This is a genomic window from Psychrobacter sp. CoH-33_TS_01 (assembly GCF_058189395.1).
In genome coordinates this window covers 91,397-105,363 of record NZ_JBVGQI010000004.1, presented here as the reverse complement: position 1 = coordinate 105,363, position 13,967 = coordinate 91,397, and the positions used below count along the sequence as shown (strand labels likewise).

Below are 13,967 nucleotides of genomic sequence, written 5' to 3'. Positions count from 1 at the left end.
GCTATCGACGGCGATAAGTGATGCCTTTGTCTTCATACACTTGGTAAATAGTGTCTAAAAAAGCGGGATAAGCTGGGTGAGCTATCTCATATAAAGTATTGAGATAAATAGGAGAAGTTGCATCTTCATGCAATAAAGTTTGGTAGCGGACTTGCTCGCTACGCAAGGTCTTAAGACTGTCTGGCACTAAGGTAATGCCTTCGCCCGCAGCCACTAAACCTAAAGCCACTTGTAAATCGCTCACGGTCGTCGTCGCAAACGGTAGCACCCCGTAGCGGTCAAATAAATTTAGCAGTGGCTCAGTGACTTGACCTACTGCCGTATTGTTAAGGTGGCTTTGGTGATAAAGAATCAAGCGGTTATCTGCCAATTGTGGCAATCGGAGGTCATTCACGCCCGCTAGCGGATGGTCAACGGGCAGGGCGACGATATAGCGCTCATGGCGTAGTAATATCTGCTGCACCCAATTGTCCTGCTGCGCAAAGCGACCAAATCCAACATCTATCTCGCCTGATTTGAGCGCCTCTAACTGCTGGTATGAGGAAATATCTTTGAGCTGTACTTCGAGCTCCGGCAACTGTCGCTTTAATACACCGATAATATTGGGTAGCAAGCCATAGAGGACTGAGGGCACAAAGCCAATACGTAGCGTCTTAGGAGGATGCGCCATCCGTTGGGTCATGGCGGTAATAGTATCTAATTCAGCCAGCAGAGACAGCGACTTTTCATAAAAGAACTCGCCGGCTGGAGTCAGCTGCAACGGTCGGTGATAACGATCGATTAACTCCGCGCCAATCTCGTCTTCTAGCTGCTTAATCAAGCGGCTTAGCGTGGGTTGCGACAATTCGGTCATAGCAACTGCGGCACTAAAGCTCTGTGACTTAGCGACGGCATGGAAGGCTTGGAGTTGCTTTAGTTGCATAGGAGGGTTATAGCCCTAGTCTGTTGATGTGTGATGATAGACAGCTGTTTGAATTAACAATGCTAATTAACGCTCTAGCTCTAAGCCTCTTAAGGCTTTGCTTCCCCTTGTTTCTCTAAGACAATTTTTTCGCCATTGGCCAATAGAATAGTAGCTTTAGTAATTTGTACTTCCACGGTTTTAGGGTTTTGAATCCCTTTAATCACATGCTCATTAACGACACTAGCTTCCGCGCTTAACTTGACGGACTGCTGAGGCTGGATAGCCGGATTAAAAACGGTCAGCGGGATGGTGATAGCTTTGCCTTTTTCAAAGGTGGCGGACTGCAAGGTAAACGTGCCTTTGATACTTTTAACGGCGACTTCGCCTTTATTCATCAAGGTAAAGTTCAGTTTAGCAGTCTGTAAGTTATTATCCGTATTCAGCTGCGAAGGCTGTAGGGTCACTGGATAAGTCTGATTAATTCTATCGAGTTTGTCCGCACGCGTACGCGTCTCTTTAACGCCCGTAGGATTGTCTGGATGCAGCTGCTCATATTCGCGTTGCTGCTTCAGGGCATCTTTAATAGTAGTACTTGGCGTGGCACCCGTAGTAGTGGCCTCAGCTTGCCCAATACGCTGCATATAACGGCTTAATAGCTGTTGCTCCGCCTCAGGTAATTCTGCGAAAGCAGGCCCTAGCTTATCTTGCCATTTTGCCGAGTCGGTCGGGATGGTCTGTAGCATAGGATCGGAACTTGCCTGCTCACAAGCGCTCAAGGTCATGCCTGCTAGGACAGTTACTGCCATAGCCGCTATTAACTGGCGTAAGGGCTGTTTGATACTGGTGGGTTGCATAGCATGCTCCAAAGCAAAAAATCCATATAAGACTCAAGCAAACCCTTAGCAATACGGTCACGTATTAAGACTAGCGGTCTGTTCGGTATTATATGGATTCTAATGTAATGCTAGGAATATACAACTGTATTTTGCTACCAGCTGAAGAGCGTCCTTATGTTAAGCCCCAATCATACCTGTCAAACTGGCTAAGAATAATAAAGCAAAACCCGCTAGGAAAATTAATCCCGCTATGGATAAAGCATTCATCGCTGGCGAGAGTTTTTGGCGGCCACTAACCAAGCTATAGTTGAGCCAGCCAAAGATAGGCGCTGAGACAAAGGCTGAAATCATAGCAAACTTAAGCATTGAGCCCAGCTGGCCGGTGAAGAACGTGATGATAATCAGGCCACCAACGATAGCGTAAGTGGTCCAAAAGAAGACTTGCTTGTTATTAATTTCACTTTGACCTTTTAGCAGACGCCAGCACTCAGCGTTGGCACGGCCGTAGCCATCGGCACAAGTAATCGTGGTGCCAAACATACACATAAAGGCGATAAAGGCGACCAATAGACGTGACCATTCACCAATAGTAGCGGTATACATGCTGATCAACTGACCGACATAAGCGCCGCCCGCTGTCTGAATCTCTTGACCTGAGCCATACTGGACAAAGACGCCAAGCGCTAAAAAGAATAGCGCCAAGATAGCAGAAGTGGCGTAGCCCACGTTAAAGTCGAGAAGACCTTGGCGATGGGTGGTATGGTCGGCTTTAACTTTCGCCGAGGTCCACATAGAAGTAATCGCGGCAAACTCAAGCGGCGCTGGCATCCACCCCATTAAGGCGACAATAAAGCCTAGCGTAGCTAAATTCCACGGTGAGCTGGCGACGAAATCAGGCATCATAACAGTAGGCTTGCCGGCAGCAATAATCACTGCTGCTATTGTCGCAATCGTCAAGGCGATGATGATCCATTTGGTCAGCCCATCTAACAGCTTATAATGGCCAGCAATCAAGAACACCCAAGAGACACCCATTACGACCATGGATAGCGTCATAGTGGATAATTCCACACTAGCAGGCAACATGAACCCTAAAATTACCGCCGCCAATAGGGCAACCGCACCAGTACTAATAACGGCGGATAAGACAGAGAGAACGAAATAAATCCAAAGATAGATTTTTGACTTTTTGAAATACCCTGCGATTAACGACTCGCCGGTATCGTAGACATAATCCGTACCAAAACGGAAAAAAGGATACTTAAAAAAGTTGGCAAGAATAATCATGATCGCCAGCTGCCAACCATAGATGGCACCAGCCTGCGTTGACGAGACCAAATGTGAGCCGCCAATCGCTGCCGAGGCCATAAGAATACCAGGGCCGAAAATACGCCAATTGAACCCTTCTGGTTGGGATTCAGTAGACTGTGGGTTAATAGAAGTGGACATGTATACCTCAAAAATAAATAGGCTCGAAGCAATCCTTCGCGACCAGCCTTATAGCGAAAATCATATGAATGATGTCAGGATGCAGACTGAATGTTAATGTAACAAAAAGCTGCTTAGGGGGTCTATGGTACTAGAAACTAGCGAGCACAATTACAAAAACTTATTTTATCTACTAATAACTCATTATCATTAGCTGGCAGGTGTCGAATAGCTAGTGGTATAGCATTAAAGCTATAAATTGATAGGGCTTTGATATAGTGTGTGTTTCTTAATTACTAAGAGTAGGGGTGAGCAGGTAGCTCAAGCTATTAAGCGTATTATGCGCTTCATTAAAAAATCAGTAAGAAAAGCGTTACAATACGATAACGCTTGGCTATAATGAATTTAATTATAAAATTTGTTTGCTTTGGGCTGTTGATATATGAGTAATTTTTTTAAGAAGAAAGCTAAGCATCAAGCGGAAAGTGACGAAGATGGCGACGGTCTAGGTGCCAGTCATCAACGTTTTCTGAGTAAGTTTGGTAAAAAGAACAGTGCTAATACTCTCAATACTAGCGCTGTTGACGACCCTCAATACGACTCTTTATCCGAGCATGCTCATACCAGCCCGCCTGATTTAAGCAAGCCCGATTATTATTCACCACCTACTACGACCAGTTTGGGTGTAGAAGATTTTACCCATACCAGCTATAACACTAGCAATTGGTACTCGCTTAATGGTCGTATAGGCCGGGTTCAGCTGTTGGCCTTTGGGGTGATTTGGGGCTTAATTACGACCTTGCTGTATATCATCGGCACCTTACTGGGCTCAGCATTAGGGCCGGGTGCGGTCAGTCTTATCCTAGCTATTATCTCTATCTTTACCTTACCTGCTGCTATCTACTCTTACATCATCTTGCCGCGCCGTCGCCTCCACGATATTGGCAAATCGGGCTGGTGGTTACTGCTGCTCATCGTGCCGCTAATCAATATTTTCTTACTGCTGTATATGTACTTTGCTCGCGGAGATGATGGGGTTAATGCTTATGGGTTGCCGCCAGCGCCTTATACCCGCACCGAGTTTTGGTTAGCGTTACTATTGCCTATAATGGCTGTCATCGGGGTCGCTGCCGCCATCTTGCTGCCCAACTTATTAGATGACTCTTTACTCAGCCAGGTGGCCCCTATGGAAGATACGGTTATCGTAGAGGGGAGCGACAGTAATACCGATACAGATTCAGCGGCTACTGTCCCTGCTGCTCAAGAGGCCGTTACGCCGCCAGTAGCAGAGACGCCGACGGATACTCAGGCTGCTAGTGCTGCTGAGCCGGAGATTAACGTGGTCGAGCAGCCGATAATTGATACCCAGGCGCCTATCAGCTTTGAAGAGTTTAAACAGGAAGCGCAGACGACTATCTATAGAGAAGAGGCAGAAGCTGAGCCTGCGCCTGCGAAATAATGTCTAGTAGAGGTGACAATAGTTTCTACTATAGATGATAGTGCAGACATTCGTAATAATTTAGCCTTTTTTATGGCATTATTTGTGCTAAACCGTTAGGCTCGACGGTACGCTGCTCTTTCTAATCATGCTATTTTTGATAAAGCCTCTCTATGTCCTATTCGCCGTACCGTCATTGGAGCCCCACCGAGACTCAGGTTACTCATGAGCCGCTCATTGACAACATTGCGCTGCACCCAACGCCAGAGGGCTTAATGCTCTCGCTGATGCCGGCAGGGGTGATGCCGCGAGTCTCTGCTTGGCTCATCGACTTTGCTATCCGTATGGCGGTCATGGTCGTACTGGGTATTATCACGGCGCTTTTTGGGACGGCAGGCAGCGGTATTTTAGCGATTGGCTATTTTTTAATTACTTGGCTCTACCCCGTATTTTTTGAAGTGTATCGTCGCGGTATGACCCCCGGCAAAAAAGCTCAAGGTATTTACGTCTGCCACGATGATGGCACGCCCATCTCTTTACAATCCTCTATGATTCGCAATCTATTACGAGTGGCGGACTTCTTGCCGATTGGCTTTGCCGCAGGCGCATTGACGGTACTGTTTACCCAACGCTCGCAACGCATTGGCGACTTGGTAGCCGGCACGCTAGTGGTCTATCAGCAGCAAAACGATATCGAGAAACTTTATAAAAGTGTCTATGGCTTGCTAGCGAGTCAGTCTCTAGAAAATCCCAATTCTAATTCTGCCTCACCCAATAACGCATCATCAGCTCCTTTATCGGCTCTCTCAAATGCTAATTCGAACTCAAACTATCAAGCCCAGTTTGATCCAGCATCGCCGTTATTCTTTTATCCTATCCAACTAAATGAACAGCAAGCTTTGGTCGCCTTTAGCGAACGACTGGCTTTTCTATCGGTAGCCCGCCAGCAAGAGATTGCTATGGCGCTAGCGCCTTTAGTCATCGTCAAACCAAATTCGCCGCAAGCCAGAAAAGAGGCCGTAACCTCAGCAGTACTGCAGAAGTCACAAGTGATCCAAGGGGCTGGACGATGAAACAGCAGCAATTTGAAGCGCAGTATCGTGCTCTTTGGGTGAGGTTCGCAGAACTGCTAACGGATAGCACCAAGAAAAAGTCAAAAAAGGAGGCAGCCGCAAAGGACTCAGAGGTCAGTGCAGACTTAACTCCTGAACAGGCGCGCAAGACGACTACTGAAATGACCAACGAACCAACAGGGTACGAGTTTGTCCGGCTCTATCGTTTGATCTGTCAGCATTATGCGTTAGCACAACAGCGCCATTACAGCCCGCAATTGGTCACCTACTTGCACGATTTAGTCATTACGGGTCATCAGCAGCTCTATCAGCGTGACAGTCACTTATGGACGCGCATCTATCGTTTTTTTACTTATACCTTTCCAGTGCGCTTGCGTACTCATGCTGGTCTATTTTGGCTCAGCTTAGCTTGTTTTTTAGTGCCCGCTATCTTAATGGGCTGGGCCAGTTATGAGCAGTCGGATATGCTGTTTAGCATCATGCCAGCAGATCAAGTCTCGCAGATGGAAGAGATGTATAACCCGGCCAACGATATGGTAGGTCGCGACAGCACACGTCGCTCAGATACCGATATCGCCATGTTTGGCTTTTATATTTATAACAACGTCGGCATCGACTTCCGTATTTATGGTATGGGCATCTTTGCCGGTATAGGCACCTTGCTGAGCTTACTGTATAACGGTTTGGTCATTGGTGGAGTTGCCGGTCACCTCAGCGGCATAGGCTTTGGTGAGACCTTCTGGCCTTTCGTGGCGGGACACGGCTCGTTTGAATTAACCGCTGCCGTGATTAGTGGTGCAGCCGGGTTAAGACTAGCGCAGTCGCTATTTATGCCAGGTAATTATCGTCGTATCGAAGCGTTTAAGATTGCCGGTAAGCAAAGCATCGAGCTGTTAGTCGGGGCTGCCACCATGACCTTCATAGCGGCGTTTATCGAAGCGTTTTGGTCCTCGTCTAATATTATTCCTGATGCGGTAAAATATATTGTCGCGGCTTTCTTGTGGGCATTTGTGATTGGCTATCTGTGTCTAGCGGGCCGGCGCGAACAAAAAGCCTTCGGATATGGCGCAATGCAAAATAGCGTTACTGACCCATTATACCATTCAGGCCAGACAATCAGGCCCACCAAGCTAGTCGCTGCAGAATCAGATTTATCAGCCCAACATGCGCCGCGCGTATCGGGTAACCGACTATGAATATGGATACGATGAAGGTTGCCATTAGACCGATGAGCACGCCACAAGCCTTGGATCTAGGTATGATGATGGCGCGGCAATGGTTCTTGCCGCTATGGCAAATTTGGCTCGGCATGGCGCTGCCGATTTATCTGGTGTTTTACTTGGGCGGTATGTGGCTCGATGTGAACTTTGCGATAAGTATTGGGGCTTTTGGCGGGCTGGTGTTTTGGTGGCTAAAGCCGCTATACGAGAAGCCCATGCTGCTGTGGTTAGGCCAAGCTTTATTTGCGGATGCGCCTAGCGTCAAGAGCAGTATTTTATCGGGTTGGCGGCAGAGTAAAGATAATGCACTGACGCTATTGGTTACTAAGCGACTGTCGCTACAACGGCAATTGTTGCTGCCTATCTTGCTACTTGAGCAACCTGACAAAAAGCAATTTAAAGCGCGCACACAAATCCTATCACGTGGTCAAGGTAGTGGGCTCGGTTGGCATACTACGGTTATGCTGCATATTGAAATGATATTAGGGGTGGCGACGTTAGTCTTAATCTGGCAGCTAATGCCGACCCAGTTTGTCAAAACTGAAACGCTCTTTACCCTAATTGAGCAAGGGCCGTTATGGGCGGAATTAGGCTGGGCGCTTATTTACTTTTTGGCTGCCAGTATCGTCGCGCCATTTTTCATTGCCGGTGGTTTTGCGGTCTATCTGACCAAGCGCTGCTTACTCGAAGGCTGGGATATTGAGTTGGTGTTTAAGCAATTGCGCCATCGTTATGAGCGCGATCAGGCGGACCCGTTAAGACAGCTCACCACCCATTCACAGTCACGGGCAAACCAGCCTGCTTTATCCGCATCCTCTGTAGCGGCTACCAGAGCTCAGCAAACTGCATCTGCCGCTGCTCGTATACCTAGTCACGACTCTAATGCTACATCTAGTGCCAACACCTCTATGACGATGGGGGAGCCGCGATGATGTCGAAGGGTCCGGTATCTATGGAACGTTACTATTGTCTGCCGCTATACCGAGTCGCGGGAGCGCTCGTGCTTGGGCTGGCTGCAACCATAATAGTCTTACCTGCCAGCGCTGCTACGGTGACCAGTGCTGCCAATACTTCAGAGCAGTCTGTAATAGCTGCTGATAATGTTAATAATAGCGCAGCTGGCATTCGCCAAGACTTAGTTAAGATTATCACCAGTGCTGACTATGCGGAGTCCAAAGCCGTCAAAAGCTGGCAACGTATCGAGAAGCCTGCCAGCACTAAGGAGCGCGAGCCCAATTGGTTGGCCAAGCTATTAAAGTGGCTGTTTGGCAGCCAGGGCGACTCGGGTACGGCAGCATTTTTCTCTTTATTATTAAAAGGGTTGCTGGTACTAGCGCTATTAGCCTTTATTGTCTGGGTAGCACGGCGAGCTGGCTATCTGCAAGGTTGGGTAGGGACGATGCAGTCCCGCTTATCGCGCAGGAGTCGTATTGAGCCGTATAATCCAGAGTCGCTATCCCAACGTTGGCAGGCCTTACCCGCGCACGAGCAGATACCGGTAGCGGTATCAGCACAATTACAGCAAGGAGAGCTAACCGCAGCAGCCTCTATTCTTTATCGCGGCAGCCTTAGATGGCTGATGCTGTCGAAACAGCTTGTTATTGCCCCAGCAATGACCGAAAAGCAATGTCTGGCGCAAATTAAGCAGCTTAATGAGTCCGGTCAGCATCACTATATCAGCGGTATTATTCAACTGTGGGTACTAGCAGCGTATGATTCAGCCGCTGATGCTGTCAATGCCAGCCAACATAGCGCCACCCTTGCTGCACAAATACGCGAAGTTTCAAGCCACTGGCTCGTTGAGTTGCCCACATTAAAAGGACGACAAACTACCACTAAGAATCAGGATACGGTTAGCGCTACTGCGGAGGTGACGCATGCCAAATAACACCTCGCCACGTACCAAGCCTAACCAAGCAACGAACCCCAAGTTTCGCCTATCTGCCCATAATATAAGTCCCGCGTACGCTATTGGCGTTTTGTTATTCGCAGGATTATTAGCCTTGATAGTTTGGTGGTTTTTCTCCAATTTCGAGCAGGTTAGTAATACCGACTATCAGCTGCGTGCTCAAGCCCAATACAATCCTTATTATGCCGCTGAATTATTGATTAACAGTCAACATAGCGCTATCGATTCAGAGGATGAAGTCGCGACCACTTTATTAGACAGTGACTTAAAGACGTTGTTAGGCGACCTGCCACCGCTAAATCAGAGTAGTGAAAAACAGCCTACCTTAATTATTAACAGTATAGGCAGTAAGCTCACTGAGGAGCGTTTTGAACAATTGCGCTCATGGGTAGAGCAGGGCGGGCATGTCATCACCTTTACTGCTGATGCCAACAATTATGAAGCTATGCAAGCGGTGCTGGCGCGCCTTAAAGCGCTACAGAGTGAGCAGAATGGAGCAGTAGCAGAAGATATAGTCAATGACTCAGAGCTAGCGGAGCTGATAGGTGAACTCAATACCGGTAACCAATTTTTAACGCAGTTGGGTATCTTTGCGGTAGCGCCAGAGTCGGACAGTAGTGATAGTGACGACATGGCTGAGATAAGCGAGCAATTGGAGGATTTACTGGCTGAGATGCCCTTAGAATATCAGGGTAAATCGCAAACGGATGCAGAGTTTATTAAAAATACGCTCACTCGCTTAGCAGAAGATCAGCCTTTAGCCCTATTACCTGTAGACCCTCTTTTACCTAGCCCCTTATCTGGCACTTTATCTAATCCGGCCGTGCAGAATGCTATAGCGCCCGCAGAGCCCACTCTCCTAGTGCAAAGTCCGCACAGTGGCCAACAGCTCAATACCGACTTACTACAAGCGTGGTATCCAGACACCGCTAAGGTTCATTTTCACAACCCGCAACATAAGGGCCTTGAGACAGAAAAGAGTAATAATAAAAAGGTACTGTCAGCTAAGGCCGCACCTATTCGCCGATATTTAACCGAGCAGCAGCGGTTACTTCAACAGAGTACCGCCACGAAGCCATTACCGGCTGATAAGTCTAAGGCAACGGCAACGTCTAGCACCGTTATAGCCACAGAAATAGAGACGCGTAGATTAAGCAAATTACTTACCGCAATATTGGCTCTATCCGATGAGCAGCTCCTAGCCTTATTTAAGCCTATTGATGATATTTATCTGGACATTGGCTTTGGTCAAGGTCGTATTAGCGTATTGGTGGATAGTCACAGCTTTGCCAATCCCAACCCCAATTTAGACCTACCCAAAGATGCTACGGACAGCCGCGTCGATGAGCGCGCCCGCTTAGACACGCCATTAGCTAATTGGCTGCATCCAGACTTCTATGTGACCTTACTGAGTGCCGATAATGCGGCTTGGCTTATCGACTTGACCGAAGATAGCAGCCTAGTTTGGATTTTGCCCAATGTGGATATTGATCCCTTGCCAGTCATGCTATGGCAGCAAGCTCGACCCGCCGTATTAGGGCTAGCGCTATTGGCTATGCTCTGGTTATGGTCGCTGTTCAATCGCTTTGGCAAGATGGCGCATCTACCAGACGATCAATCACACGATATCCTGCGTTATTTCCGGCAGGTCGGCCGTTATGGTTGGCAGCAGGATAAAGCAGCGCAGTTACTAGAGGTAACTCGGGCACAAGTACGCCAGCAGCTCGCCAAGTTAACAGCTACTAGCGATGGTACAAGAGTTGGCATGGCTGATAATGCGTTAACGATGCAGCATAGTTTTGCGACCGATATGAGCGCCTTACAGCAGGTATTAATAGTGCAGCTAGAGCAAAAGAAACAACGCTATGCACAAGGGTCACCAAGCCCTGTATCTGAGCACAATGGTATAAAAGCAAGCTTGCCCAACGATGAACTGGCGAACCTATTAACTAACCTCTTGACTAACGAAACTTTTATTAGAGCGCAGATTACCCCTGAGCGTTTGCGAGCTGCGTTATTACCCACTGCGAAACAAGGCAACACCGCATTTGAGCTGACGCAAATGACGCAGACCCTGTGGACTGTGCAATGGCTGTTGAAATAAGAGATACTACAAGACACTATTCAAATATTTAGATGGGTTAAACTTATTCGGCATATCGAACATTTCTAAAATATTCAAAGACTTAAGAAAGGAAACTCCATGACTATTATAACTACTAGACCGTCCATTAATAAAACCTTGCAGGCCACTACACTGTCTGCCGCTGTGCTCACTGCAATGAGCATGACCGGCTGCCAAACGCTGACCGATACTGGCGAGTCGCCTGATGCTACAGTCAATAGCACGCCCGCCACCCTGTATTACAATGGCGATATCATCACTATGGAAGGCAATGCACCGGAACAAGTAGAAGCCTTAGTAGAGCAAGGTGGCAAAATCGCCTATGTGGGCAGTCTACAAGCCGCTAGCGATAAATATAAGCATGCAGCAAAAATAAACCTGAATAAGCAAACTTTACTGCCAGGCTTTATCGACCCGCACAGCCACTTTGGTATGGTATCGAATACTATGGGGCAGGTAAATTTAAACCCACCACCTATCGGCGATACCAGCAGTATCAGTGACATGATGCAAACCCTAAAAGACTATAAAGCAGAAAACGATATAGCGGATGGCGAGTGGATATTTGGCTACGGCTACGATGAAACCCAACTTAAGGAAGGGCGCCATCCCACCAAGTCTGACATAGACAAAGTACTGCCTAATAATCCGGTGTATTTGCAACATACCAGTGGCCATATGGGCGTGGCGAACTCTGCAGGCTTAAAAGAAATGAAGGTCACGGCGAAGACCAAAAACCCAGATGGTGGTATTATCGACCGGGTTAAAGGCTCTAAAGAACCTAATGGCTTGGTACAAGAAACCGCTATGTACCCGTTTGTGCGCAATATGCTAACGGTACTCACTCCCAAGCAAGCTGAATTCTTTGACCAAACGCAAGATTACTATGCCGCGTATGGCATAACCACTGCGCAAGATGGCTCGACCACGCGCGACGCTATTAAGTTCTTTCAGTCGCAAGCCGATGCTGGCAAGCTAAAAATTGACCTCGTATCTTTGGCTGGGGTCAGTGACTTAGAAGAAAACTTGGCGGATAAAGACTTTAAATGGCAGACCTATCAAAATGGCTTTAAGGTCCAAGGCACTAAGATTGTCGCAGATGGCTCGCCACAAGGTAAGACCGCCTACTTTAGCCAACCGTATCTCACTGAAGTACCAGGCTGTGATAAGGACTGCAAGGGTCTACCAAGCGTCACGCAGGACGAGTTAAATAAGATGTTTGTGATGGGTTATGCCAATGACAATCAGTTGTTTATCCATAATAATGGCGACGGCGCCACCGATATGATTTTAACGGCGCATAAATATGCCAGTGAGAAGACCGGGCAGGCGCTGGATAAAGATCGCCGAACTGTGCCGGTGCATGCACAATTTGCTCGTCAAGACCAGTTAGATGACTTTAAAAAGTACAAGATGCTGCCGTCATTTTTTACCAATCACACTTTCTTTTGGGGTGATGTACACGTCAAAAACTTAGGTAAAGACCGCGCTTATCGCTCAAGCCCGCTGGCCACTGCAGATAAAATGGGGCTGCTATACACCAACCATTCGGATGATACGGTCACGCCAATCGATCCTATGTTTGGGATTTGGTCAGCGGTGAATAGAGTCTCGCGTTCGGGTCAAGTGATCGGTCCTGACGAGCGAGCTACCCCTTACCAAGCGTTAAAAGCTATTACTACTAATGCCGCTTTCGAGTACTTTGAAGAAGACAGCAAAGGTACTTTAACGGCAGGCAAACGTGCTGATTTGGTTATTCTTGATAAAAACCCAGTCACGGTTGCACCCATGGCTATCAAAGACATCAACGTGATGAAGACTATTAAAGATGGTAAGGTAATTTTTGATAGTACTAAGCCATAGAATATGCAGAGTACTTATATAGAAGACTAATAAGCCACCCGCAACCCTGCTAAAAAACAATAGCGTCAGTGAAGGCTGACCAGTAAGGATACCTATGAGTGACAACTTAGCCCGTCAGCCTGACTTAGAACCCGTAGTGGGAGCGTCTGTTGAGGCAGCTGCTATAGACGCTAGCCGTTTAGATGCTGATCATCTAGAAACTAGCAGCGCGCAGCAATGGCAACAGGCACAAGCCCAAACTGATGCTTTAATGGCGGCAGTCAGTCAGGCAGTTATTGGTCAAAGCGATATTATCAAACAGCTGTGTATTTGCTTGGTCGCGGGCGGGCATGCCTTGATAGAAGGCTTACCAGGTTTAGGCAAAACCTTGACGGTCAAGGCTTATGCGCAGGCCATCAGCGGGACTTATCACCGAGTACAATTTACCCCGGACTTAATGCCTGCCGATATTACCGGACATACCCTATACGATATGCAGACCAGCGAGTGGAAGGTGCGTCGTGGTCCTGTATTCTGCAATTTGTTGCTTGCCGATGAAATCAACCGAGCCTCTGCTAAGACTCAAGCGGCTTTATTAGAAGTCATGCAAGAGCAGCAGGTGACTATCGAAGGGACGACCTATCCGGTTGCCGAACCCTTTATCACCATAGCCACGCAAAATCCGTTAGAGCATGAAGGGACTTATCCCTTGCCTGAAGCCCAGCTCGATCGATTTTTATTTAACATCCTTATCGACTATCCGACAGTAGATAACGAAGCGCTAATGCTTAAGACCGTATTGGGCGGCAGTATTGGCGCGACTTTAGATTTATCCGCGGTACCGCAAGTGATGACGCCTGAGCAATTGGTCAAGTTACAGCAACTGGCCGCGCAGGTGCGTCTGGACGATAGGGTAGTCGACTATGCCTTACAGATTACTCGGATGACCCGCCAGCACCAAGGTATTGCTGCCGGTGCGGGGCCTAGGGGTGGTATTGCCTTGCTACGAGCTGCGCGTGCCAACGCCTTGATGGAAGGTCGCCATTACGTGGTGCCCGATGATGTCTTTAGTGTGGCGGTACCCGTGCTACGTCATCGTATCGCTTTAAGTGCGGACTATCAGATTGAAGGCGTACAACCCGCGCAGGTCATTGAGCAGGTCTTGGCCTCCGTGCCAGCACCGCGCCAGTAA

At 47.9% G+C, this 13,967-nt stretch carries 11 protein-coding genes; 8 read left to right on the top strand and 3 right to left on the bottom strand.

Annotation, left to right across the window (positions count from 1 at the left end):
• Window position 1: 1 nt before the first annotated feature.
• The 3 genes from ACZ2XM_RS08330 to ACZ2XM_RS08320 all read right to left on the bottom strand — a co-directional run bounded on the left by ACZ2XM_RS08330 (window position 2) and on the right by ACZ2XM_RS08320 (window position 3,189).
• On the bottom strand, window positions 2-922 hold the full coding sequence (locus tag ACZ2XM_RS08330) for a LysR substrate-binding domain-containing protein (protein ID WP_490589385.1): 921 nt from the start codon (window positions 920-922) through the stop codon (window positions 2-4).
• An 89-nt stretch (window positions 923-1,011) separates the two neighbouring features.
• The gene (locus tag ACZ2XM_RS08325) at window positions 1,012-1,758 is read right to left on the bottom strand and encodes a hypothetical protein (protein WP_490589386.1); all 747 of its coding nucleotides are present in this window, start codon (window positions 1,756-1,758) and stop codon (window positions 1,012-1,014) included.
• A gap of 159 nt (window positions 1,759-1,917) precedes the next feature.
• Window positions 1,918-3,189, bottom strand: coding sequence for an NRAMP family divalent metal transporter (locus tag ACZ2XM_RS08320; RefSeq protein ID WP_490589387.1), 1,272 nt, complete (start codon window positions 3,187-3,189; stop codon window positions 1,918-1,920).
• Window positions 3,190-3,610: 421 nt separating this feature from the next.
• Here ACZ2XM_RS08320 and ACZ2XM_RS08315 point away from each other — a divergent pair, with 421 nt between their 5' ends.
• The 8 genes from ACZ2XM_RS08315 (at window position 3,611) to ACZ2XM_RS08280 (ending at window position 13,967) form a co-directional block, all read left to right on the top strand.
• Window positions 3,611-4,627 carry a DUF805 domain-containing protein gene (locus tag ACZ2XM_RS08315; protein ID WP_490589388.1) on the top strand — a complete coding sequence of 339 codons (1,017 nt, stop codon included), beginning with the start codon at window positions 3,611-3,613 and terminating at the stop codon, window positions 4,625-4,627.
• A 152-nt stretch (window positions 4,628-4,779) separates the two neighbouring features.
• Window positions 4,780-5,679, top strand: a complete 900-nt coding sequence (locus ACZ2XM_RS08310) for an RDD family protein (RefSeq protein WP_490589389.1) — start codon at window positions 4,780-4,782, stop codon at window positions 5,677-5,679.
• On the top strand, window positions 5,676-6,875 hold the full coding sequence (locus ACZ2XM_RS08305; RefSeq protein WP_490589390.1) for a stage II sporulation protein M: 1,200 nt from the start codon (window positions 5,676-5,678) through the stop codon (window positions 6,873-6,875). The genes ACZ2XM_RS08310 and ACZ2XM_RS08305 overlap by 4 nt, the downstream gene beginning before the upstream one ends.
• Entirely contained in the window at window positions 6,872-7,831 is a 960-nt protein-coding gene (locus tag ACZ2XM_RS08300; protein ID WP_490589391.1) for a hypothetical protein, read from the top strand. The genes ACZ2XM_RS08305 and ACZ2XM_RS08300 overlap by 4 nt, the downstream gene beginning before the upstream one ends.
• On the top strand, window positions 7,828-8,787 hold the full coding sequence (locus ACZ2XM_RS08295; protein WP_490589392.1) for a hypothetical protein: 960 nt from the start codon (window positions 7,828-7,830) through the stop codon (window positions 8,785-8,787). Before ACZ2XM_RS08300 ends, ACZ2XM_RS08295 begins: the two co-directional genes overlap by 4 nt.
• A complete protein-coding gene (locus ACZ2XM_RS08290; RefSeq protein ID WP_490589393.1) occupies window positions 8,777-10,912 on the top strand; it encodes a hypothetical protein in 2,136 nt (711 codons plus the stop codon). Before ACZ2XM_RS08295 ends, ACZ2XM_RS08290 begins: the two co-directional genes overlap by 11 nt.
• A 99-nt stretch (window positions 10,913-11,011) precedes the next feature.
• Entirely contained in the window at window positions 11,012-12,796 is a 1,785-nt protein-coding gene (locus ACZ2XM_RS08285) for an amidohydrolase (protein WP_490589394.1), read from the top strand.
• Window positions 12,797-12,890: 94 nt separating this feature from the next.
• Window positions 12,891-13,967 carry an AAA family ATPase gene (locus ACZ2XM_RS08280; RefSeq protein ID WP_490589395.1) on the top strand — a complete coding sequence of 359 codons (1,077 nt, stop codon included), beginning with the start codon at window positions 12,891-12,893 and terminating at the stop codon, window positions 13,965-13,967.

What these genes read in the sequence shown, in the direction of transcription:
- ACZ2XM_RS08290 (WP_490589393.1), top strand. Translation starts at nt 8,777, where the DNA reads ATGCCAAATAACACCTCGCCACGTACCAAGCCTAACCAAGCAACGAAC.
- ACZ2XM_RS08280 (WP_490589395.1), top strand. Translation starts at nt 12,891, where the DNA reads ATGAGTGACAACTTAGCCCGTCAGCCTGACTTAGAACCCGTAGTGGGA.
- ACZ2XM_RS08300 (WP_490589391.1), top strand. Translation starts at nt 6,872, where the DNA reads ATGAATATGGATACGATGAAGGTTGCCATTAGACCGATGAGCACGCCA.
- ACZ2XM_RS08285 (WP_490589394.1), top strand. Translation starts at nt 11,012, where the DNA reads ATGACTATTATAACTACTAGACCGTCCATTAATAAAACCTTGCAGGCC.
- ACZ2XM_RS08315 (WP_490589388.1), top strand. Translation starts at nt 3,611, where the DNA reads ATGAGTAATTTTTTTAAGAAGAAAGCTAAGCATCAAGCGGAAAGTGAC.
- ACZ2XM_RS08330 (WP_490589385.1), bottom strand. Translation starts at nt 922, where the DNA reads ATGCAACTAAAGCAACTCCAAGCCTTCCATGCCGTCGCTAAGTCACAG.
- ACZ2XM_RS08295 (WP_490589392.1), top strand. Translation starts at nt 7,828, where the DNA reads ATGATGTCGAAGGGTCCGGTATCTATGGAACGTTACTATTGTCTGCCG.
- ACZ2XM_RS08305 (WP_490589390.1), top strand. Translation starts at nt 5,676, where the DNA reads ATGAAACAGCAGCAATTTGAAGCGCAGTATCGTGCTCTTTGGGTGAGG.
- ACZ2XM_RS08320 (WP_490589387.1), bottom strand. Translation starts at nt 3,189, where the DNA reads ATGTCCACTTCTATTAACCCACAGTCTACTGAATCCCAACCAGAAGGG.
- ACZ2XM_RS08325 (WP_490589386.1), bottom strand. Translation starts at nt 1,758, where the DNA reads ATGCAACCCACCAGTATCAAACAGCCCTTACGCCAGTTAATAGCGGCT.
- ACZ2XM_RS08310 (WP_490589389.1), top strand. Translation starts at nt 4,780, where the DNA reads ATGTCCTATTCGCCGTACCGTCATTGGAGCCCCACCGAGACTCAGGTT.